The sequence below is a fragment of the Nonomuraea sp. NPDC050383 genome, assembly GCF_044459125.1.
Classification (GTDB): Bacteria; Actinomycetota; Actinomycetes; order Streptosporangiales; family Streptosporangiaceae; genus Nonomuraea.
Window position 1 is genome coordinate 51886 of sequence record NZ_JBITIP010000006.1, and the last position, 21286, is coordinate 73171.

Genomic DNA, 21286 nt, shown 5'->3' on the forward strand with positions numbered 1-21286 from the left:
GGACGACGCTGTCGGGCGCGGTGCCGTCGGGGACAGGATCGGAGGCGGTGGGGTCATCGGACGCTCAGGGCGCGGAGGGCGGACTTGAGGAGCGCGGCGACCTGCGGCTCGCGGCCCTCGGCGGCGTCGGCCTCGGCCTGCGGCTCGACGGCGAGGATCGCCTCGTCGGCGTCCTTGGCGGAGTAGCCGAGGCCCACGAGCCCGGAGTGGACCTGCTCGCGCCACAGCGGGGCGGGGCGGTCGCCGTTGAGCGCGGCGTCGACGGCGGCGTCGGGCGTGCCGAGGCGGTCCTTGAGCTCCAGCACGATGCGCTGGGCGCCCTTCTGGCCGATGCCGGGCACCTTGGTGAGGGCCTTGAGGTCGGCGGCGGCGACGGCGGCGCGCAGCGCGCCGGGCGTGTGGACGGCGAGCATGGCCAGGGCCAGCTTGGGTCCGACGCCGCTGGCCGTCTGGAGCAGCTCGAACACGGCCCGCTCGTCGTCGGTGGCGAACCCGTACAGGGTGAGGGACTCCTCGCGCACCACCAGCGACGTGGACAGGCGCGCCTCCTCCCCGACCTTGAGCCGGGCCAGCGTGCCGGGCGTGCAGTGGGTGAGGATGCCGACGCCGCCGACCTCGATGACCGCGCCGTCGGGCGCGATGGCGGCGACCCGGCCGGCCACTGAGGCGATCACGGCGCCACGTCCTTCTCACGGCCGTCGCCGGTACGGCCTGCCGCCCCGCTACGGCCTGTCGTCGCGGTGCGGCCTGTCGTCGCGGTGCGGCCTGTCGTCCCGGTACGGCCCGTCGTCGCGGTACGGCCGGCGGTGGCCAGGGCCTGGGCCAGGCGGTGCTGGGCGCCGCCGCGCCACACGTGGCAGATGGCCAGGGCGAGGGCGTCGGCGGCGTCGGCGGGCCTCGGCATCTCCTTGAGCCGCAGCAGCCGGGTCACCATGGCGCCGATCTGCTTCTTGTCGGCCGTGCCGCTGCCGGTGATGGCGGCCTTGACCTCGGACGGCGTGTGCAGGGCGACCGGCAGGCCGCGCCGGGCGGCGCAGAGGACGGCGATGCCGGCGGCCTGGGCGGTGCCCATGACGGTGCGGACGTTGTTCTGGCTGAAGACCCGCTCGACCGCGACGGCGTCGGGCCGCACCTCGTCGAGCCACTGCTCGATGCCGGCCTCGATGCCGACCAGGCGCGCGCCCAGCTCCTCGTCGGCTCCGGTGCGCACCACCCCGACGGCCACCAGGGACAGCGGCGCGCCCGGACGACCCTCGACCGCTCCCACGCCGCACCGGGTCAGTCCCGGGTCGACGCCCATCACTCGCACCGTCGCGCCTCCCGCTCGTTCTCGCCCGCCGACCTGCCCGCACGACGTCCGCCAGTCACGGCGCTCGTCACGTCCGCCTGTCACAGCGCCCGCTCGCGCCCGCCGAACACCTGTTCGGCACGAGACTCTACCCCGGCTGACGTGCCCGCGCACCGGGAAACGCCCGTGCGCCGAGGGAGGACGGCCGCGCGGCGCGGCGACGACCGGACGCCCGTCCGCGCGGACGGGCGTCCGGTCGCACGCGGGGTCGCGCCGGCGGGGTCCGTCAGAAGTAGTCCAGCATGTACGGCTGGGCGGCGAAGGCGGTGTCCAGGGCCTCGTCGTGCGAGTCGTCCCCGGACAGGAGGCCGGTGCGGCGCAGCGTCGCCGTGGGGATACCGGCGTAGAGCGCGGACAGGCCGTTGATGCGGAGAGCGGGGCCGGCGCCCGCGTCAGCGGACAGGGCCTTGGCCTCGCCCCGGCCGCCGGAGACCGTGAGCCGCCAGCGTCCGGTGTTGCCGGGGCGTACCGGGTCCTCGACCTCGACCGTCGTGTCCAGCGTCGCCCCGGCCGGGAAGCCCCTTCGCTCCACCGCGGCCGCCACGTCGATCACCCGGAACATCCACCGCACCATCGTGACCTCCTCGACCGACCGCTCGCGCAGCAGCCAGCGGACGGGGTCGTCGGGCGCCAGCACGGCCGTGACGGTCTTGGCGACCGAGGAGGCGGAGCCGACCAGCGACCACAGGGCGCGGGCGGTCTCCTGGGAGCCGGCGACGAGGTTGTCGACGCGCATGCGGTCGCCGTCCCAGCGGTACACGGCATAGCCGTCGGGGGCCAGGTAGAGGAAGTCGTCCTCGCGGGCCAGCCGGCGGGCCCAGGTGCGCTCGTCCCAGGAGATCGGGCCGGAGGCTCGGGCCTGGCCGTGCAGGCGGTGCAGCAGGGCGACGACCTCGGCCGCGTCGCCGGCGTCCATGCGCCGCACCGGTACGTCGCCCGCCGGCCTGATCGCGCGCAGCGCCTCGGTGGGGATGGTGACCAGATGCTGGGCGCCCGCGTGCTCGTAGCCCGTCGCCCGGTAGAGGGGGGTGGTGGCCGGGTAGAGCGCGGAGACCGCGTCGCCCAGGTCGGTGGCCCTGCCCACGGCGGCCCGCATGACCGCGGTGCCGACGCCCCTGCCCCGGTACTCGGGGTTGACCGTGACGCCCGCGACGCCCGCGAGGGGCTGCGGCCTGCCGTGCCACCACTGGGTGAAGCCCCGCACCCGGGCCGAGCCGGCCAGCCTGCCGCCGTCGAACACGCCCAGGTAGCGGCCTTCGTTCAGGTCGGGGACGGCGAGGGCTCGCCAGCTCTCCACCTCGGCGGGCGGGACCGGTCCGAACGAGCGCCTGCGCACGTCGAGCAGGGCATCCTGGTCATCGGGGGTGAGGTCGCGAATCTCCACGAGGCAACACCCTACGCAGCGGGCGCGGGGTTTCCGGAACCGGCCCGTGGCGTCCCCGCGCCGATGGCCAGGCGGTGCAGGTACAGCACCTGGGCGGCGCCCGCGGCGAGCAGCGCGAGCAGCATGACGGGCAGCGGCGTGGCCAGGCTTGCGTCGGCCGCGGCGCCGTACTCGCTGATGCGGAGGAACTGGGCGGCGGGAGCGGTGGCCAGGCCGGGGTCGTGGGCGACGAGGAGCGGCCAGAGGAGGTCCTGGCCGTTGAGGAGGGTGACGACGCCGACGAGGACGGCGGCCATGGGCAGCGACGGCCTCACCACGCCGCCGGCGAAGTCGCCGCCGGAGCGCTCGGCCAGCCCCTTGCACAGCAGCGTGAGCACGAACAGGCACGGGACGCTGACCAGCACCGGCGGCACGAGCGAGACGAAGGTGTCGATCAGGCCCAGGTTGCGGATGTCGTTCCAGCCGGCCACGCTGAGCGGCCCGACGCCGACGAACAGCCAGGGCGCGAACAGGAGCAGCAGCCACTCGCTGCGCCGGCCGAGGGGCCGCAGCCCGCCGATGCCCAGAGCGCCCAGGTAGGCGACGCCCACGGAGACCAGGGCGCCGACGAGAGCGGGAACCCACGTGTTGACCTGGGTGGCGATGCCGCCGTCCCGCCCGTCGGAGGGTCCGGTGAGGGCCGTGAGCCAGGGCCAGATGAGGGCGAGGGTGACGGCGGCGTAGACGACGACGGCGGCGATGCCGGCGGCCCTCCCCGCGGCGGAGACGCTCCGCCCGCCGCTCTCCGGCCGCCCGCCGCTCTCCGGCCGCTCGCCGCCTGGCGTCCGCTCGGAGGGATCGCCGTGCGCGCCGTACGGGAACGCGCCCGTGGCGGACGCGGGGCCGTGCCCGGCCGTGCCAGGCCCGGGACCGGCGGCGGGGCCGGAGGAGACGTGGGCGCCGGACGGGGCGGAAGCGCCGGAGGCCCCGGCCGGTACGGCGAAGGCGTCGGAGCCCGCCGGGGCGTCCTCCGGCTCGTACGACAGGGCGGAGCCCTTCGGAGTGACCCACAGGCGGACGCCGGCCGCCACCACGATGATCGCCGCCGCGAGGCCGAGCACGCCCAGGATGACCCCCGTCAGCGTGGCGACGGCCGCGCCCATGCCCGGCCGGGCCTGGACGAACGCCTCGGTGTACTGGAGGCCGGCGAGGGTCTGCGTGGGGCGGGAGCCCCGCGTCAGGACCGTCGTGAGGGTGAACGTCTGGAGGCCCGCCGCGACCGTGGCGAGCGCGACGACGGCGCCCACCGCGAGCATGCTCCGGGTCACGGCGCCGCCGCGCAGCGCCGGCAGGAACGCCATCACGGCCAGCGCGCACACGGCGCCGAACGTGGCGGCGCCGAGGATCAGCCGCAGCCCGCCGGGGGCCGTGGCGGGGTCGCGGAGTGCGGTGGCGAGCGTGACCAGCCCGGAGGCGCCCGGGGTGAGGCCGTGCATCCACGCGACGGCGACGGCGGCCGGGGAGAACACCACGGGGGCGAGTGACAGCACGACCAGTCCGGCGCGCCGCGGCCCGGTGCCGGCCCGGTCGAGCGCCAGCGCGAGCAGCGGCCCGGCGATCAGCGCGACCAGCAGGGGCACGAGCACCAGCGACAGGCTGAACCCCAGGGCGCCCCAGAACCCGCCACCCGAGCCGAGAAGGCGCGTGTAGTTGTCCAGGCCCACGAAGGTGAGAGGGGTGAGCGTGCCGCCGGACTCCAGGCTGAGCCGGATCGTCTGGACGGTGGGCAGCAGCAGCGTGATCAGCATCCCGAGCCCGGCGGGCATGAGGAGCACCCAGCCGAGCGGGGAGGACGGGGGTCGGGGAAGGCTGTCGGACGTCACGTCCCCCGACCCTACGCCGATCTCGGAGCGCCCTGCACGCCGTGGACTCCGGGGGTGCGACGCCCGGCGCGCGCTACCCGCCCGGAACGGCGTGGAGGGCGCCTGGGAGGGCCGGAAAGCGGTCCAGGGCGTCCCGGGAGGCGCTCCCCTGCTTCCGGTGAGCAAGGCACCCGTGGCGTCCCGGAGAGCCGCCCGTGTGAAGGGCGGCTCCGGGGCACGCGGGAAGCGGGAGGCTCAGGCCTCCAGCTTCTCCATGATGTCGTCGGAGACGTCGAAGTTGGCGAAGACGTTCTGCACGTCGTCGCTGTCCTCCAGCGCGTCGATGAGGCGGAACACCTTGCGGGCGCCGTCCTCGTCGAGCGGCACCGTCATGGTCGGCATGAAGCCCGACTCGGCCGAGTCGTAGTCGATGCCCGCCTCCTGCAGCGCCTTGCGCACGGGGACGAGGTCGCCGGCCTCGGAGACGACCTCGAAGGAGTCGCCCAGGTCGTTGACCTCCTCGGCGCCGGCTTCGAGCACGGCCATGAGGACGGTGTCCTCGTCGAGGCCGTTCTTGGGCACGATCACGACGCCCTTGCGGTTGAACATGTACGACACCGAGCCCGGGTCGGCCAGGGAGCCGCCGTTGCGGGTCAGCGCGACGCGCACCTCGGAGGCGGCGCGGTTGCGGTTGTCGGTGAGGCACTCGATGAGCACCGCGACGCCGCCGGGCGCGTAGCCCTCGTACATGATGGTCTGCCAGTCGGCGCCGCCGGCCTCCAGGCCGCCGCCCCGCTTGCGGGCCCGCTCGATGTTGTCGTTGGGCACGGAGTTCTTCTTCGCCTTGAAGATGGCGTCGAAGAGGGTGGGGTTGGCGTCGGGGTCAGGGCCACCGGTCCGGGCCGCCACCTCGATGTTCTTGATGAGCTTCGCGAACAGCTTGCCGCGCTTGGCGTCGAGCGCGGCCTTCTTGTGCTTCGTCGTCGCCCATTTGGAGTGGCCGGACATTACCTAGAGCTCCCTCACCATGTCTACGAAGTATCGGTGCACCCGCGTGTCCCCCGTGAGCTCCGGGTGGAACGAGGTCGCGAGCAGCGGCCCTTGACGGACCGCGACGATCCTATCCCCAGGCTCGGCCATGCCCAGCACCTTGACGTCCGGTCCGATGGATTCGACCCAGGGGGCGCGGATGAACACCGCGTGCACGGGCTCGCCCGCGAAGTCGAGGTCGGCCTCGAAGGAGTCGATCTGGCGGCCGAACGCGTTGCGCCGGACGACCATGTCGATGCCGCCGATCGTCTGCTGGCCGGACACGCCGTCCTCGATGCGGTCGGCGAGCATGATCATGCCGGCGCAGGAGCCGTAGGCCGGCATGCCGGCCTTGACCCGACCGCGCAGGGGTTCGAGCAGCTCGAACGTGTCGGCGAGCTTCCACATCGTGGTGGACTCCCCGCCGGGGATGACGAGCCCGTCGACGGCCGCCAGCTCGGCCGGCCTGCGCACGGCGACGGCCGTCGCGCCGGCCTCGGTGAGCATCCGCAGGTGCTCGCGCACGTCGCCCTGCAGGGCGAGCACCCCGATGGTGGGCGGGCGGCTCGCGGGCGCTCCGGCGGGCTCGCTGGCGGGCACGGTGGCGGGCACGGTCGTCCTTCCGTCGGGGTGCGGGGTCCGGTTCATTCAACACCACCGCGGGGCGGTGTCTTCCGCCGGGGACCGGGCGGGCGCCGGGTCACGGGACGCCGGGTTCAGGCGGGCGCCACGTCGTGGACCGTGTGGTCGAGGTCCACGCGCGCCAGGGACCTCAGGTGGTGGCGGCGGGTGTACAGGACGGTCATGCCGGCCGCGCAGCAGACGGCGCCGAGGACGTACGGCACGGCGACGCCGATCTCCTCGCCCAGCTTGGTGGCGATGAACGGGGCGAGCGCGCCGCCCATCCAGCGGACGAAGTTGTAGCCGGCGGAGGCGACGGGCCGGGGCGCGTCGGAGACCTCCATGGCCGACTCCGTGAAGACGGTGTTGTTGAGGCCGATCGGGATGCCGGACAGGATCGTGCAGACGATGATCCCGGTGCGGGCGCCGGCACCGGCCGACACGGCGATGCCGATCTGGAGCACGGCGAGCAGGGCGAGCGCGAGGTGCAGCACGTTCACGGAGCCGATGCGGCGCTGGAGCGGTGGCGCGCCGAAGACCGAGGCCAGCGCCACGCAGACGCCCCAGCCGAAGAAGACGGCGCCGATGCCGTACGGCGACATGCCGAGGATGAACGGCGTGAAGGCGAGGACGGTGAAGAACGCGAAGTTGTAGAACAGCGCGGTGAAGGCGGTGGTGGACAGGCCGCCGTGGGCGAGGGCGCGGATGGGCGCGCTCAGCCGGGTCTTGACGGCCGGCCGGGAGGTGGTCTTGAGCAGCGTGACGATGAGCACGAAGCCGGCGGCCATGAGGGTGGCGGTGCCGAAGAACGGCGCGCGCCAGTTCCAGTCGCCGAGCAGCGCTCCCACCAGGGGGCCGGCGGAGATGCCGAGGCCGAGCGCGGCCTCGTACAGGATGATGGCCGACTCGGCGCCGCCGCTGGCCGCGCCGACGATGACGGCGAGGGCGGTGGCCACGAACAGCGCGTTGCCGAGTCCCCAGCCGGCGCGGAAGCCGACGAGCTCGGCGACGCTCGTGGAGGTGCCGGCGAGCGCGGCGAAGACGATGACCAGGGCCAGGCCCACGAGCAGGGTGCGCTTGCCGCCGATGCGGCTGGACACCCAGCCGGTGACGAGCATGGCCACGGCGGTCACCAGGAAGTAGCTGGTGAACAGCAGGGACACCTCGCTGGGTGTGGCCTTCAGCCCTTGGGCGATGGACGGGAGGATCGGGTCGACGAGGCCGATGCCCATGAAGGCCACGACCGCGGCGAACGCGGTGGCCCAGACGGACATCGGCTGACGCAGGATTCCGCCACCGGATGACATGGTGCTCCTTCTCCGGGTCGTACGGGTGTTTCTGGATGTGTTGGCTAGAGGCGGCCGAACTTGGCCAGTACCGGCAGGGCGGCGGCGAGTGTCTCGCGCTCCTGCTCGCTGAGCGCCGCGAGGTCGCGGCCGAGGCGGGTGATCCGCGCCTCCCGTACGGCGAGCAGCCGGGTGCGGCCCTCTCCGGTGAGCTCGACCGTCCTGACGCGGGCGTCGGCGGGGTCGGCTCCGCGGGCGACCAGCCCCGCGTCCTCCAGCCGGTTGATCTGCACCGTCATGGTGGGCAGCTGGACGGCATGCTCCTCGGCCAGCTCGGTCATCCGCCGCGGCCCGTGTTCGAGGGAGCCGAGGATGGCGTACTGCTGGGTGGTGACGGGCTGGCCCGCGGTGGTCCGCCTCAGGAGGAGGACCAGGTGGCGCAGGACCGCCGACACCTGCTCGGCGAGCACGTCCGGATCGCTGGACTCTTTTCTGTCGCCGGAGTCCGTGTCGCTGGGGTGGGCGCTCATACTTAGCTCAACTAACTTAGCTCAGCTAATATTCCGGGCCCGTCCCCGGAACGCGCGAAGCGGCGCCCGCTGATGCGGGCGCCGCTCCTCGTGGGGTCACGGGGTCAGGGGCGTTCGGTCTCCAGGCGGACCGTCTCCTCGATCGACGGGGCGCCGAGGGTGCGCGCCGCCGGGTCGAGCGGCCGCAGGTAGGTCTGCTGGACGCCGGGTACCCGGTCCTCGACCACGAACGTGGCCTTGGTGTGGACCTCGGCGCCGGGCTGGCGGACCTGCGGCACGACCTTGAAGTCGGCGGTGAGGGCGTCCCGCTCGATCTTCGTCAGGACGTAGCCGCGCTGGTTGTTGTAGAACTTCAGGTGCGGGTTGATCTTGAGGAACGGCTGCGAGGCGGGGTCGGAGTCGGCGCCGTCGCCGCCGGTGGTGATCGAGGTGGTGACCAGCTCGGAGCCGACCGAGGGCCCGGTCGGGTCGTCGTAGTCGAGCTTGAGGTCGCTGGCCCAGTGGGCGTGCACGTCGCCGGTCAGGACGACCGCGTTGCGCACGTCGGCGTCGACCCAGCCCTGGGTGATGCGGCGGCGGGAGGCGACGTAGCCGTCCCACGCGTCCTGGCTGGTGATCTTGGCGGGGCCGGCGTTGTTGTCGCGCTGGGCGAAGAACACCTGCTGGCCGATGATGTCCCACTGGGCGCGGGACTTGTGGAAGCCGTCGATCAGCCACGCCTCCTGCGCGGAGCCGGTGATCGACCGGTTGGGGTCGACGGCCTCGGGGCAGTCGCGGTAGCCGTCGCCGCAGCCCTGGTCGTCGCGGTACTGGCGGGTGTCGAGCATGTGGAACGTGGCCATGCGGCCCCAGCGGATCCGCCGGTAGAGCTGCATGTCGATGCCGCGCGGGATCGAGGTGCGGCGCAGCGGCATGTTCTCGTAGTAGGCGCGGAAGGCGGCCTCGCGGCGGGCGAGGAAGTTCGGCTGCGGCACCTCGGGCTTCTCGGGGACCTCGTCGGCCCAGTTGTTGTCAAGCTCGTGGTCGTCCCACACGACCAGCCACGGCGCGGCGGCGTGCGCGGCCTGGAGGTCGGGGTCGGCCTTGTACTGGGCGTGGCGCTGGCGGTAGCCGGCCAGGGTCTCGGTCTCCGGGCCCTCGTGGTCGCGGACGTTGCCGCCGGGGATGGTGTAGGTGTCGCGGGCGTACTCGTACTGGTAGTCGCCCAGGTGCAGCACCAGGTCGGGGCGCTCCTCGGCCAGGCGCAGGTACGAGGTGAACAGGCCGTGCTCGTACTGGGCGCACGAGACGAACGCCATGGTGAGCGGCACGCCGTACGCCAGCGGGTGGGGCGCGGTGCGGGCGCGGCCGACCGGCGAGACGTACGGGCCGACGCGGAAGCGGTACCAGTAGTCGCGGTCGGAGCTCAGGTCGTCCACCTCGACGTGGACGCTGTGTCCCCACTCGGGCGCGGCGACGGCGACGCCGGTGCGCACGACGCGGCGGCCCTTCTCGTCGGCGTAGACCTGCCACTGCACGGTGAACGGCCGCTGCGGCATGCCGCCGAGACCGTCCTCGGCCAGCGGCTCCTGGGCCAGGCGGGTCCACAGCACGAAGCCGGAGTGGTCGGGGTCGCCCGAGGCGACGCCCAGGGTGAACGGGTCGGTCCGCAGGCCGCGCGAGGCGAGCGACTGGGCGGTCTCGGCGGCGGGGCCGGAGGTGGGGCCAGGGGTGGGGTCGGCGTGCGCGGCTCCGGCGGGGAGCGCCGCGGCGGCTCCGGCCGCTAACCCGGTGACGAGGAAGTGCCGCCGGTTGAGCTGGGACATGCGTGGCTCCTGGGACGATCAAGGGTGGAGGACGTCCCGTAGCCTGACTGAGCACCGTGACGCCCCGGTGAACGCCACACAACACGAAAAAGGCGACATCCTTCGCGGATATCGCCTTTTCGGAACTTTCCCTCATGGAGGCCGGCGCCCGCCGTGCAGGATCATGCCTTACGACGGCGGTGCGACCTGCTGCGACGCGCCGATGATGATCGACGAGTCGCGTCCGGCCACCCGTTCACCGAACGGCGGCGGCCTCCGGGCGGGTCACCAGCCGCGCTCGGCCAGGCGGTGCGGCTGCGGGATCTCGTCGACGTTGATGCCGACCATGGCCTCGCCCAGGCCGCGCGAGACCTTGGCGACGACGTCGGGGTCGTCGTAGAACGTCGTGGCCTTGACGATGGCGGCGGCGCGCTTGGCCGGGTCGCCCGACTTGAAGATGCCGGAGCCGACGAACACGCCCTCGGCGCCGAGCTGCATCATCATCGCGGCGTCGGCCGGGGTGGCGATGCCGCCCGCGGTGAACAGCACGACCGGCAGCTTGCCGGTGCGGGCCACCTCGGCGACCAGCTCGTACGGCGCCTGGAGCTCCTTGGCGGCGACGTACAGCTCGTCCTCGGGCAGCGAGGTGAGGCGCTTGATCTCGCCGCGGATCGTCCGCATGTGGGTGACGGCGTTGGAGACGTCACCGGTGCCGGCCTCGCCCTTGGAGCGGATCATGGCCGCGCCCTCGGTGATGCGGCGCATCGCCTCGCCGAGGTTGGTCGCCCCGCACACGAAGGGCACGGTGAACTGCCACTTGTCGATGTGGTTGGCGTAGTCGGCCGGGGTGAGCACCTCGGACTCGTCGACGTAGTCGACGCCCAGCGACTGGAGCAGCTGGGCCTCGACGAAGTGCCCGATGCGGGCCTTGGCCATCACCGGGATCGACACCGCGGAGATGATGCCGTCGATCATGTCGGGGTCGCTCATCCGGGAGACGCCGCCCTGCGCGCGGATGTCGGCGGGCACGCGCTCCAGGGCCATCACGGCGACCGCCCCGGCGTCCTCGGCGATCTTCGCCTGCTCGGGGGTGACGACGTCCATGATGACGCCGCCCTTGAGCATCTCGGCCATGCCGCGCTTGACGCGGGCCGTTCCGGTGACGGGGCCGGTGGCCGGCCCGGGGGTGGACGGGGCTTCGGGCGTGCTGCTGGACACGGTCTTCCTCACGAACTCTCTGGTCGGGTGTGCCGCGCCCGTCGTCCCGTCGCCGGGGGTCGGGGCCGGCTGCCTCTCCTGCGCCTACAGTCAGTTATCAAACCCATGGTAGGTCCTGAAGGGGCCCGCCCCCGACACACCACAATGTCACGATATTTCGTGATATTTGTACGTCACGGAGTGACGGGCTTGCGGCTCGCCAGCGCGACCCACACCTGACCCGGGGAGAAGTTCATCGGCTCGCCGCTCTCGGTCGTGAACGTCGTGCCCTCCTCCTCGGACTTCCGCTCCCACCGCGCCTTGTACGCCTTGCCGTCGCGCAGCACGATCGCCGAGCCCTTGCCGACGGAGTGGACGAGCGGCGTGTAGCTCTGGTTCTTGTCGTGGAACTCGGAGCGCTCGGTCTTGGTGTACTGCACTACCACCGTGGGCGCGCCGAGCTGGCCGCCCTCGGCCGCCATGTCCTTCTTGCCGTCCTGCCAGATCAGCCACTGCTTCTTCTCCTCCGACCAGGCGAAGGTGAAGCGCGCGCCGGGCCAGCGGACCGTGTACGACGACTTGTCCACGCCGCCCTCGGCCGGGGCGTCGCCGAAGGTGAATCCGATGTCCTTGGCCTTGCTCGCCTTGGGCGCCTTGGCCAGGAGCTGCTTGGTGTTGGCGAACAGGTTGTACGGGGCGAAGCGGCCCGGCTGGCGGAAGTACGCCCCGGGGGCGCGGCTGTCGGAGACGTCCCACAGCGACGCCTGCGCGATGAACGGCAGCATCTTGGTCTGCGCGCCCGAGTAGGCGAAGGCCGGCTTGCCGAACTGCGGCACGATGTGCAGGTCGGAGATGCGGGCGCTGCGGACCGGGCCGACCTTCGGCGGGAGCTTGGACGAGAAGATCGCCATGAGCCGGGTCAGGCCGGCCTCGACCTGCTCGACGTAGACGATGTCGGCGCTCTTGAGGCCGAGCTGCGGCTTGCCCGCGGCGGTGTTCTCGATCTTCACGGCGAGGACCGGCTTGAGCGCGCCGGTCGGCTTCCCGGTGAAGGGATGCAGGTCCGGCTCGGCCGTCGGCTCCTCGGCGGCCGGCGAGGAGGTGGCGGCCTGCGGGACCTTGCCGGGCGCGGGCTCCTCCGACGAGCAGGCCGCCAGGGGCGGCACGACGGCCGCTCCCGCCAGCGTCACGGCGATCAACCGGGATAGGCGCACCTGTACGACTCCTCCGCTTAGGCCCGGAAAATGGAAGAAGCTTACCGGCCGGGCCAAATCGGGGTCATTCAGTTGCCATGGCCGCCGGAGGATCGTCGTCTATCTCGAAGAACTCGGGGAACTCGGTGTGCCCGGCCAGCCGCAGGGTCCTGGCCAGCCAGCGCCGCTGGGCCGTGCGCGTGACGCCCACGGCGTTGTTGTAGAAACGGCGGGAGTAGACGACCTTGGCCACGGCCGCGTCGAGCTCCTCCAGCAGGTCGGGGCCGCCCGGCGCCTCCGACAGCTTCTCGCGGAACCGTTCCTGGTCCACGGCCGCGCGCAGCGCGCGCGACAGGTCGCTCTCGGCGTGCTCGCGCTCCTCCGGCCCGGCGATGCGGGCCTCGTGGGCCGCCGCGGCGAGCACCAGCGAGGTGGCGGGGTCGAGCAGCCGCGAGCCCGCCAGCTCCAGCACGACCGCCCGGCGCCGCACCAGCGCCGCGTCCAGCGCCTCGCGGGCCAGCTCCAGCCGGATGTGCAGCCGGTCCAGGCGGCCCGCCCGCCAGGAGACGTAGACGGCGGTGAGCACCACGACGATGCCCACGACCAGCACGATCAGGGTGGACGTCACAGATCTTCCTCCACGCGGCCGACCACGGCCGGGACGTCTCGTGTCACAGGTCCTCCTCGACGCGGCCCGCGCCGGCCGTGGTCACCGTCTCGTACACCCGGACCACGTCGCGCGCCACCGTCGACCAGTCGTACTTGCGGACCGCGACCAGCGCCTCCTCGGCCAGCTTGGCCCGCCGCTCGGGGGCGTCGAGGAGCGCCGCGGCCTCGCGCGCCAGCGACGAGGGGTCGCCGTTGGCGAACAGCGCCCCGGCCTGCCCCTCCCCCAGCACCTTGCGGAACGCCGGGATGTCACTGGCCAGCACGGTCGCCCCGGACGCCATCGCCTCGGCCAGCACGATCCCGAAGCTCTCGCCGCGCGTGTTGGGCGCGCAGAAGACGTCGACCGAGTGGTAGGCGCGGATCTTGTCGGCCTCGCTGACCATGCCGAGCACGGTCACCCGGTCGTGGAAGTCCTTCGGCACCCGGTCGTAGACGTCCTTGGCGTCGCCCGGCCCGGCGAGCAGCAGCTTGAGGCCGGGCCGGGCGGGGGCCAGCTCGGCGAAGGCGTCCAGCAGGATCGGCAGGCCCTTGCGTTCCTCGTCCATGCGGCCGAGGAAGCCGATCGTGGACCCGTCGGGCCCCCACCCCTCCAGCGGCTCGGCGTCGGCGTAGCGCGCCACCGTCACCCCGTTGGGGATGAGCACGGTGTCGCCGCCGAACTGCTCGACCAGGCTCTTGCGCGCCGCGTCGGACACCGCGATGCGGCCGCTCAGCTTCTCCAGCGCGCTGCGCAGCAGCGGCTCGGCCACGGCGATCGCCCGCGAGCGGGAGAACGACGCGTGGAAGGTCGCCACGATCGGCCCCCTGGCCGCCCAGCACGCCAGCACGCCGAGGCTGGGGATCAGCGGCTCGTGGATGTGCAGCACGTCGAACTCGCCCGTGCGCACCCAGCGGCGCACCCGCGCCGCCGACAGGAACCCGAACGACATCCGCGCCACCGACCCGTTGTACGGCACGGGCACCGCCCGGCCCGCGCCCGCCACGTACGGCGGCAGGTCCTCGTCGTCGGCGGCCGGCGCGATGACCGACACCTCGTGGCCCTGGGCGATGAGCGCCTGCGCCAGGTCGTCGATGTGCTGCTTGACCCCGCCCGGCATGTCCCAGGAGTAGGGACACACGATGCCGACTCTCATGGCGCGGCTCTCATCGCTGGAGATCCTCCAGCCAGAGGCGTTGCAGCATGTGCCAGTCCTCCGGGTGGGCGGTGATGCCCTTCTCGAAGACGTGGGCGAGGCTCTGCGCCATCGCCGCCACCTTCTCCTGCCGGGTGCCCTCGGCGGGCACCGGGATCTCCTCGTGGATGTCGATGCCCCAGTCGTCGCCGTGGAAGTAGACGGTCGCCGGCAGCAGGGCCGCCCCGGTCTGCACCGACAGCAGCGGCGGTCCGGCCGGCATCTTGGTGTGGGCGCCGAAGAACTCGACCTCGACGCCGCTCCTGGTCAGGTCGCGCTCGGCGGGCAGGCAGACGATGCCGCCCCGCCGTACGCGGATGGCGAGGGTGGCGAAGTTGTGGCCGTCGCCGCCCGTGAGCGGCAGCACCTCCATGCCGAGGCCCTCGCGGAAGGCGACGTAGCGGCGGAACAGCGACTCGGGCCGCAGCCGCTCGGCGACCGTGGCGAACCGGTGGCCGACGCCGACCAGCCAGGCGCCCGCCTGGTCCCAGTTGCCCATGTGCGGCAGGGCCAGCACGACCCCGCGGCCGGCGGCGACGGTGTCGAAGATGTGCTCGCCCCCGGTCACGTGGGTGCGCCGCACGATCTCCTCGACCGGCATGGACGGCAGCCGGAAGATCTCCTCGAAGTAGCGGAAGTAGGAGCGCATGCCCGCCCTGCTCAGCTCGCGCAGCTCGGTGCTGCCCGGGGCGAGCCCGGTCACCCGCGCCAGGTTGGACTCCAGGCGGAGCACGGACCTGCCCCGCCGTGCCCACAGCCGGTCGGCGGCGAACCGGAACGCGCCCCTGGTCAGCCGGCGCGGCAGCAGCGGGACGAGCCGCCAGCCCGCCGCGAACCCCGCGGCGACGGCCCTGTCGGTGACGGACGCCTTCTCGCTCATCGCTCCCTCGTCTGCCGGTGGACGTGGACCACGCGCTGCACCACGGTGACAGCGCTGGCCGCCGCGAGCAACCACATGCCGGCCGCCAGCACGTACGGCACGCCGAGCCCGGCGAGGAAGCTGGCCACCAGCGCCACCACGAGCCGTTCGGGCCGCTCGGCCACGCCCACGTCGCAGGTCAGGCCCAGCCCTTCGGCGCGGGCCTTGGCGTAGGACACCAGGGTGCCCGCGACCAGGCAGAACAGTGTGACCGACGTCATCAGCAGGTCGTCGAGCGAGATGAAGTAGAGGATCAGCCCGCAGAAGATCGCGGCGTCGGCCACCCGGTCGAGCGTGGAGTCGAGGAAGGCGCCCCATGTGCTGCCGCCCCCGCCGCCGAGCCGCGCCACCACGCCGTCGAGCAGGTCGAACAGCACGAAAACGGTGATCACCAGCGCGCCGGCGGCCAGCAGGCCCAGGGGATAGAACAGCAGGGCCGCGGCGACGGTGCCGAGAGTGCCGATCGCCGTGACGGTGTTGGGTCCGATCCCGTGGCGGACCAGGGCCCTGCCGAGCGGGGTGAGTATCCGGGTGACGGCCGGACGCAGGAGTTTCAGCATCGCGGTCCGATCGTAGGCCATCCCGGGCCCGGCCACTTTCTTTGCCTCCTCCCCCTTGTGATATCCGCCACACGGGTATTTGGTGAACACACCGCGTCTGTCCATGCGGTCCTGTTCACCCTCCGCGCGGGCGCGGCGTTGGAACTCAACCGACGACACGGGAGAGGAGGCCCGGCCGGGTGCCTGGCCCCAGGTCAGGCCGACGGAGCGGGCCGGCTCGTCCCACGAGACCGGAGGCGATGTGGCGGACAAGAATCCCGGCGCGGCCATGGGAGCCGCGGGCAGGGCACCATCGGCCGACAGGGCGGACGCGATACGCAACGTCGTCCTGGTCGGCCATTCGGGAGCGGGAAAGACGACCCTCACGGAGCAGCTTCTGACCGCCACCGGCACCATCCAGCGGGCGGGCCGGGTCGAGGACGGCAGCACGGTCAGCGACTTCGACGAGGTGGAGGTGCGCCAGCAGCGGTCGGTGAACCTGGCGCTGGCGCCGCTGACGCACAACGGCGTGAAGATCAACCTGCTGGACACCCCTGGTTACGCCGACTTCGTGGGCGACCTGCGCGCCGGCCTGCGCGCCGCGGACGCCGCCCTGTTCGTCGTCTCGGCGGCGGAGGGCGTCGACGGGCTCACCCAGATGCTGTGGCAGGAGTGCGCCCGGGTCGGCATGCCCCGCGCCGTCGTGATCACCAAAATCGACCACCAGCGGGCCGACTTCGACGAGGTGCTCGCCGCCTGCCAGGACGTCTTCGGTGACGGCGTCGCCCCCCTCTACCTGCCGGTGATCACGAACGGGCACGTGAACGGCCTGATCGGGCTGCTGTCACAGAAGTTCTACAACTACGCCACCGGCGCCCGCACGGAGAAGGACCCCGGAGCCGAGTACGAGAGCCGGATCGAGGAGCACCGGGGCGTCCTCATCGAGGGGATCATCCAGGAGAGCGAGGACGAGTCGCTCATGGACCGCTACCTCCAGGGCGACCCGATCGACACCAAGGTGCTCATCGAGGACCTGGAGAAGGCCGTCGCGCGCGGCAGCTTCTACCCCGTGCTCTGCTCCGGCATCGGCGTCGGCGCCATGGAGGTGCTGGAGCTGATCACCCAGGGGTTCCCCTCGCCGCTGGAGCACCCGCTGCCCGAGATCACCACGGTCGACGGCAAGCCGGTCAAGGACGTCTCCTGCGATCCCGGCGGGCCGCTGGTCGCCGAGGTCGTCAAGACCACGAGCGACCCGTACGTCGGCCGCATCAGCCTTGTGCGGATCTTCTCCGGCACCCTGCGCCCCGACATGACCGTGCACGTCTCCGGGCACGGCCTGGCCGAGCGCGGCCACGAGGACCACGACGTGGACGAGCGCATCGGCACCCTCACCTGCCCGCTCGGCAAGCAGCAGCGGCCCGTCCCCAAGGCCGTCGCGGGCGACATCGTCGCCGTCGCCAAGCTGTCGCGGGCCGAGACCGGCGACACGCTGTCGGAGGTGGAGCGGCCGCTGCTCATGACCGCCTGGCAGATGCCCGACCCGCTGCTGCCCGTGGCGATCCAGGCCAGGTCCAAGGCCGACGAGGACAAGCTGTCGCAGGCGCTGGCCCGGCTCGTCGCCGAGGACCCGACGCTGCGGCTGGAGAACAACCCCGAGACCAAGCAGCTCGTCCTGTGGTGCATGGGCGAGGCCCACACCGACGTCCTGCTCGACCGGCTGTCCAAGCGGCACGGCGTCGAGGTGGAGCGGGTGGAGCTGCGGGTGCCGCTGCGCGAGACGTTCGGCGGCAGGTGCCAGGCCATGGGCCGCAACGTCAAGCAGACGGGCGGCCACGGCCAGTACGCCATCTGCCACATCGAGGTCGAGCCCCTGCCCTCCGGCGGGGGCTTCGAGTTCGTGGACAAGATCGTGGGCGGGGTGGTGCCGCGGCAGTTCATCCCGTCGGTGGAGAAGGGCGTGCGCTCCCAGATGGAGCGCGGCGTCGTGGCCGGCTACCCGATGGTGGACGTGCGGGTGACGCTGTACGACGGCAAGGCGCACTCGGTGGACTCCTCCGACATGGCCTTCCAGATCGCGGGGCAGCTCGCGCTGAAGGAGGCCGCCGCCAAGGTGTCGACGCTGCTGCTGGAGCCGGTGGACGAGCTGTCGGTGCTGGTCGCCGACGAGCACGTGGGATCGGTGATGTCCGACCTGTCGTCACGGCGCGGCCGGGTGCTCGGCACCGAGCCGGTCGGCACGGGTCACACGCTGGTCAAGGCGGAGGTGCCCCAGCTGGAGATCATCCGGTACGCCATCGACCTGCGGTCCATCTCCCACGGGACGGGGACGTTCACGCGCACGTTCCTGCGCTACGAGCCGCTGCCGTCGCACCTGGCGGGCAAGGTCGCCGCCGAGTGAGGGCCGGAGAGGCGTGCCTCCCGGGGGCACGCCTCTGACCCCTCACATGCGCTTCCTTCACTCCGGCATCACGAATCGATTTCTCTTTTCGGGCCGGAGCATCCGGGAGGCGATGCGAGACTGGGGACATTATGCGAACCGGACGCCCTCTGCTCGCCGCCGCCGCGCTGGCCGTCCTCACCACCGGCGCCGCCTTCCTGTTCGGCCCCGGCCCCGGTGAGCCGCCCGCGGCGGGATCCGCCAAGAAGAAGACGACCGGCGTGCCCGCCGCGGCCTGCACGGCCGACGCCCGCTACCCGAAGCGGCAGCTGCGCGGCCTCTGGATCGCGACGGTCAAGAACATCGACTGGCCCTCCCGTACGGGGCTGACGCCCGAGCGGCAGCGCGCCGAGTACGTGAAGATCCTCGACGGGGCGGTCAAGCTCCGGTTCAACGCCGTCTTCGTCCAGGTGCGCCCGGCCTCCGACGCGCTCTACCGCTCCTCCATGGAGCCGTGGTCGCAGTACCTGACCGGCACCGCGGGCAAGGACCCGGGCTGGGACCCGCTGCCGTTCCTGGTCGAGGAGGCGCACAAGCGGGGGCTGGAGTTCCACGCCTGGTTCAACCCGTACCGCGTCGCCGACGACACGGACCTGGCCAAGCTGCCCGCCTCCCACCCGGCGCGGCGCCACCCCGGCTGGACGGTCACCTACGACGGCCGCCGCTACTACAACCCGGGCCTGCCGCAGGTGCGCGAGCACGTCGTCAAGGTCGTCACGGACGTGACCAAGCGCTACGACGTCGACGGGATCCACTTCGACGACTACTTCTACCCGTACCCCGGCTCCGGCGGCACGTTCGACGACAAGGCGGCCTTCGCCAAGTACGGCAAGGGCCAGAGCCTGGCCGACTGGCGGCGTCAGAACGTCAACACGCTGGTCGCCGAGGTCGACGCGGCCGTCCACGCGACCAAGGGGTACGTCAAGTTCGGCATCAGCCCGTTCGGCATCTGGCGTAACAAGGCCCAGGACCCGGCCGGCTCCGACACGACGGGCATGTCGGCCTACGACAGCATCTACGCCGACGCCCGCGCCTGGATCAAGGCGGGCACGGTCGACTACGTGCTCCCGCAGCTGTACTGGCCGCGCGGCTTCAAGGCGGCCGACTACCGGGTGCTGGCGCCGTGGTGGGCGCGCCAGGTCAAGGGCACCGGCGTCGACCTGTACATCGGCCAGGCCGTCTACCGGGTCGGGGCGCGCGACGACAAGGCGTGGACCCGGCCGGGCGAGCTGTCGGCGCACCTGACGCTCAACCGCAAGTACAAGCAGATCGAGGGCGACGTCTACTTCAGCGCCAAGAACGTCATGGACGACCCTCTCCGAGCCATGAGCCGCCTGGCGGCCGACCACTACGCGCGGCCCGCGCTGCTGCCGCTGATCAAGGAGCGCGGCGGCGCCGCCCCGGCCAGGCCGGCGGGCCTCAAGGCGGCGGGCGCCGCGCTGACGTGGACGCCGGCGCAGGGGGCGCGGTCCTACGCGGTCTACCGGCTGCCCGCCTCGGGCGCCGACTGCCACACCACGGACGCCCGCGACCTGGTGGCCGTGGTCACCGCGCCGTCGTTCACCGCGCCCAAGCCGGGCACGTACCTGGTGACGGCGCTGGACCGGCTCCAGCACGAGAGCGACGCGGCCACGGTCACGGTGCGCTGAGGGCCACCGCTGAGGACGTGGGTCAGCCCCAGGCGCTCGCGAGGACGTCGCGGGTGTCGCGCAGGAGCTGAGGGAGCACCTTGGTGCGGGCCACCACCGGCATGAAGTTGGTGTCGCCGCCCCAGCGCGGCACCACGTGCTGGTGCAGGTGCGCGGCGATGCCCGCGCCGGCGACGTCGCCGAGGTTGAGCCCGACGTTGAATCCCTGCGCGCCCGACGCCTTGCGCAGCGCCCGCAGCGCCCGCTGGGTGAACTCCCCCAGCTCCAGCACCTCGGCCCGGTCCAGCTCGTCGTAGTCGGACACGTGGCGGTAGGGCACGATCATGAGGTGACCCGAGTTGTACGGGTAGAGGTTGAGCACCGCGTAGACGACCTCGCCGCGGGCCACGACCAGGCCGTCCTCGTCGCTCATCCGCGGGATGGCGTCGAAGGGGCACCCGTCGCCGGGGCCCGTGCCGGTCGGCTTGCCCTCGCCCTTGATGTAGGCCATGCGGTGCGGCGTCCACAGCCGCTCGAAGTTGTCGGGGTCCCCCGCTCCAGGCTGATCGTGCATATCTAGCAGCATAGGGCTCCCTCCGGGATGCGCCCCTTCCCGTGGTCGCCGAACACCCCGGCTCGCCGCGTCGTCGCTATTGCGGAGGGTGGACCCGGATGACGACCAGCCTGTCGCCGGCCTGGAGCGTGGCGGCGCGCGGGTCGGCGTAGGTCATGATCTCGCGGCCCCGCACCACGGCCACCACGATCTCGCCCGCCGCCTGCGTGGGCCGGCCCGTCTCGCCGGCGCGCACGTCCCGCTCGTAGAGGTCGAGGCCCTTGCCGTAGACGAGGAAGTCCTCGATCAGCGAGCTGACCGCCGGGCTCTGGGTGGCCACGCCCAGCATGCGGCCGGCCGCGTCGGAGGAGGTGATCACCACGTCGGCGCCGCTCTGCCGCACCAGGGGGTCGTTCTCCGCCTCGCGCACGGCGGCCACGATCGTGGCGGTCTCGTTGAGGCTGCGGGCGGTCAGGGTCACCAGCGCCGTGGTGTCGTCGCGCTGGGTGGCGATGATGACCTCCCTGGCCGTGCCGAGGCTCGCGCGCCTGAGCACCTCACCGCGCGTGCCGTCGCCCACGACACCGGTGAAGCCGTCGCCCGCGGCCTCCTCGATCGCCGCCCGGCTCGGGTCGACCACGACGATCGAGTCCTTGGACCGCTCGCTCTCCAGCAGGGTGCGGATGGCGGCCCGGCCCTTGGTGCCGTAGCCGACGATCACTGTGTGGTCCCGCAATCTGGCTCTCCATCGCTGGATTCTGATGGCGTCGCGCGTGCGCTTGGTGAGCACCTCCAGCGTGGTGCCGACCAGCACCACGAGGAACGCGATGCGCAGCGGCGTGACCGCCACGATGTTGACGACCCGCGCCTCGGTGGTGACCGGCGTGATGTCCCCGTAGCCGGTCGTGGAGAGCGACACCGTGACGTAGTAGAGGGCGTCCAGCGGGGACACCGCTCCGTCGGCGTTGTCGCGGTAGCCTTCGAGGTCGATCAGGACCAGCGCGTACATCGCCAGCAGGATAAGCAGCGCGACGGCCATCCGGCGCAGCACCGCCCGCAAGGGGCTCAGGGCGGGCGAAGGCAGCCGCACCCCGAGTTCCGTCTCGTCCTCCCGCATACGGATGATCGTAGTGGCCGGCAGCGGGACGCCCGGCTG

The 21286-nt window shown here is 72.6% G+C and carries 19 protein-coding genes; 2 read left to right on the forward strand and 17 right to left on the reverse strand.

Annotated features, from left to right (window positions below; translation table 11 throughout):
• Positions 1–53 precede the first annotated feature (53 nt).
• The 15 genes from ruvA to pgsA form a co-directional block, all read right to left on the reverse strand.
• Positions 54–674, reverse strand: a complete 621-nt coding sequence (ruvA, locus tag ACIBG4_RS16890; protein WP_397202545.1) for a Holliday junction branch migration protein RuvA — start codon at positions 672–674, stop codon at positions 54–56.
• Positions 671–1309: a crossover junction endodeoxyribonuclease RuvC gene (gene ruvC, locus ACIBG4_RS16895; RefSeq protein WP_397202546.1), complete on the reverse strand. Its 639-nt coding sequence runs from the start codon at positions 1307–1309 to the stop codon at positions 671–673. The genes ruvA and ruvC overlap by 4 nt, the downstream gene beginning before the upstream one ends.
• Positions 1310–1574: 265 nt before the next feature.
• On the reverse strand, positions 1575–2732 hold the full coding sequence (eis, locus tag ACIBG4_RS16900; RefSeq protein ID WP_397202547.1) for an enhanced intracellular survival protein Eis: 1158 nt from the start codon (positions 2730–2732) through the stop codon (positions 1575–1577).
• Between the two features lie 11 nt (positions 2733–2743).
• Positions 2744–4594, reverse strand: a complete 1851-nt coding sequence (locus ACIBG4_RS16905; protein WP_397202548.1) for a carbohydrate ABC transporter permease — start codon at positions 4592–4594, stop codon at positions 2744–2746.
• Between the two features lie 234 nt (positions 4595–4828).
• Positions 4829–5581: a YebC/PmpR family DNA-binding transcriptional regulator gene (locus tag ACIBG4_RS16910; RefSeq protein ID WP_310712352.1), complete on the reverse strand. Its 753-nt coding sequence runs from the start codon at positions 5579–5581 to the stop codon at positions 4829–4831.
• A 3-nt stretch (positions 5582–5584) separates the two neighbouring features.
• Positions 5585–6250 (reverse strand): pyridoxal 5'-phosphate synthase glutaminase subunit PdxT, encoded by a 666-nt coding sequence (gene pdxT, locus ACIBG4_RS16915; RefSeq protein WP_310712353.1) that lies wholly within the window; start codon positions 6248–6250, stop codon positions 5585–5587.
• Between the two features lie 68 nt (positions 6251–6318).
• Entirely contained in the window at positions 6319–7530 is a 1212-nt protein-coding gene (locus tag ACIBG4_RS16920; RefSeq protein ID WP_397202549.1) for an MFS transporter, read from the reverse strand.
• Positions 7531–7574: 44 nt separating this feature from the next.
• The gene (locus tag ACIBG4_RS16925; RefSeq protein ID WP_397202550.1) at positions 7575–8039 is read right to left on the reverse strand and encodes a MarR family winged helix-turn-helix transcriptional regulator; all 465 of its coding nucleotides are present in this window, start codon (positions 8037–8039) and stop codon (positions 7575–7577) included.
• A 104-nt stretch (positions 8040–8143) separates the two neighbouring features.
• Positions 8144–9844, reverse strand: coding sequence for an alkaline phosphatase D family protein (locus ACIBG4_RS16930; RefSeq protein ID WP_397202551.1), 1701 nt, complete (start codon positions 9842–9844; stop codon positions 8144–8146).
• 264 nt (positions 9845–10108) lie between these two features.
• Positions 10109–11041, reverse strand: a complete 933-nt coding sequence (pdxS, locus tag ACIBG4_RS16935) for a pyridoxal 5'-phosphate synthase lyase subunit PdxS (RefSeq protein ID WP_310712357.1) — start codon at positions 11039–11041, stop codon at positions 10109–10111.
• A 173-nt stretch (positions 11042–11214) separates the two neighbouring features.
• Complete coding sequence (locus tag ACIBG4_RS16940; RefSeq protein WP_355438208.1) at positions 11215–12234, reverse strand: DUF3048 domain-containing protein; 1020 nt, start codon at positions 12232–12234, stop codon at positions 11215–11217.
• Positions 12235–12298: 64 nt separating this feature from the next.
• Positions 12299–12841 (reverse strand): hypothetical protein, encoded by a 543-nt coding sequence (locus tag ACIBG4_RS16945; RefSeq protein ID WP_310712359.1) that lies wholly within the window; start codon positions 12839–12841, stop codon positions 12299–12301.
• Between the two features lie 43 nt (positions 12842–12884).
• Positions 12885–14015 (reverse strand): glycosyltransferase family 4 protein, encoded by a 1131-nt coding sequence (locus ACIBG4_RS16950; protein ID WP_310712360.1) that lies wholly within the window; start codon positions 14013–14015, stop codon positions 12885–12887.
• A gap of 10 nt (positions 14016–14025) precedes the next feature.
• Entirely contained in the window at positions 14026–14934 is a 909-nt protein-coding gene (locus tag ACIBG4_RS16955) for a phosphatidylinositol mannoside acyltransferase (protein WP_397202552.1), read from the reverse strand.
• Positions 14931–15533 (reverse strand): phosphatidylinositol phosphate synthase, encoded by a 603-nt coding sequence (gene pgsA / locus ACIBG4_RS16960; protein WP_397202553.1) that lies wholly within the window; start codon positions 15531–15533, stop codon positions 14931–14933. Before pgsA ends, ACIBG4_RS16955 begins: the two co-directional genes overlap by 4 nt.
• Before the next feature lie 241 nt (positions 15534–15774).
• Between pgsA and ACIBG4_RS16965 the strand changes: the two genes are divergently transcribed.
• Together ACIBG4_RS16965 and ACIBG4_RS16970 are read left to right on the forward strand one after the other, a co-directional pair.
• Positions 15775–17910 carry an elongation factor G-like protein EF-G2 gene (locus ACIBG4_RS16965; RefSeq protein ID WP_397202554.1) on the forward strand — a complete coding sequence of 712 codons (2136 nt, stop codon included), beginning with the start codon at positions 15775–15777 and terminating at the stop codon, positions 17908–17910.
• A gap of 131 nt (positions 17911–18041) precedes the next feature.
• Complete coding sequence (locus ACIBG4_RS16970) at positions 18042–19598, forward strand: glycoside hydrolase family 10 protein (RefSeq protein ID WP_397202555.1); 1557 nt, start codon at positions 18042–18044, stop codon at positions 19596–19598.
• Between the two features lie 22 nt (positions 19599–19620).
• Here ACIBG4_RS16970 and ACIBG4_RS16975 read toward each other — a convergent pair whose 3' ends face one another.
• Together ACIBG4_RS16975 and ACIBG4_RS16980 are read right to left on the reverse strand one after the other, a co-directional pair.
• Positions 19621–20151 (reverse strand): HIT domain-containing protein, encoded by a 531-nt coding sequence (locus tag ACIBG4_RS16975; RefSeq protein ID WP_355438203.1) that lies wholly within the window; start codon positions 20149–20151, stop codon positions 19621–19623.
• Positions 20152–20227: 76 nt separating this feature from the next.
• A complete protein-coding gene (locus ACIBG4_RS16980; RefSeq protein ID WP_397202556.1) occupies positions 20228–21247 on the reverse strand; it encodes a potassium channel family protein in 1020 nt (339 codons plus the stop codon).
• Between the last annotated feature and the right edge of the window lie 39 nt (positions 21248–21286).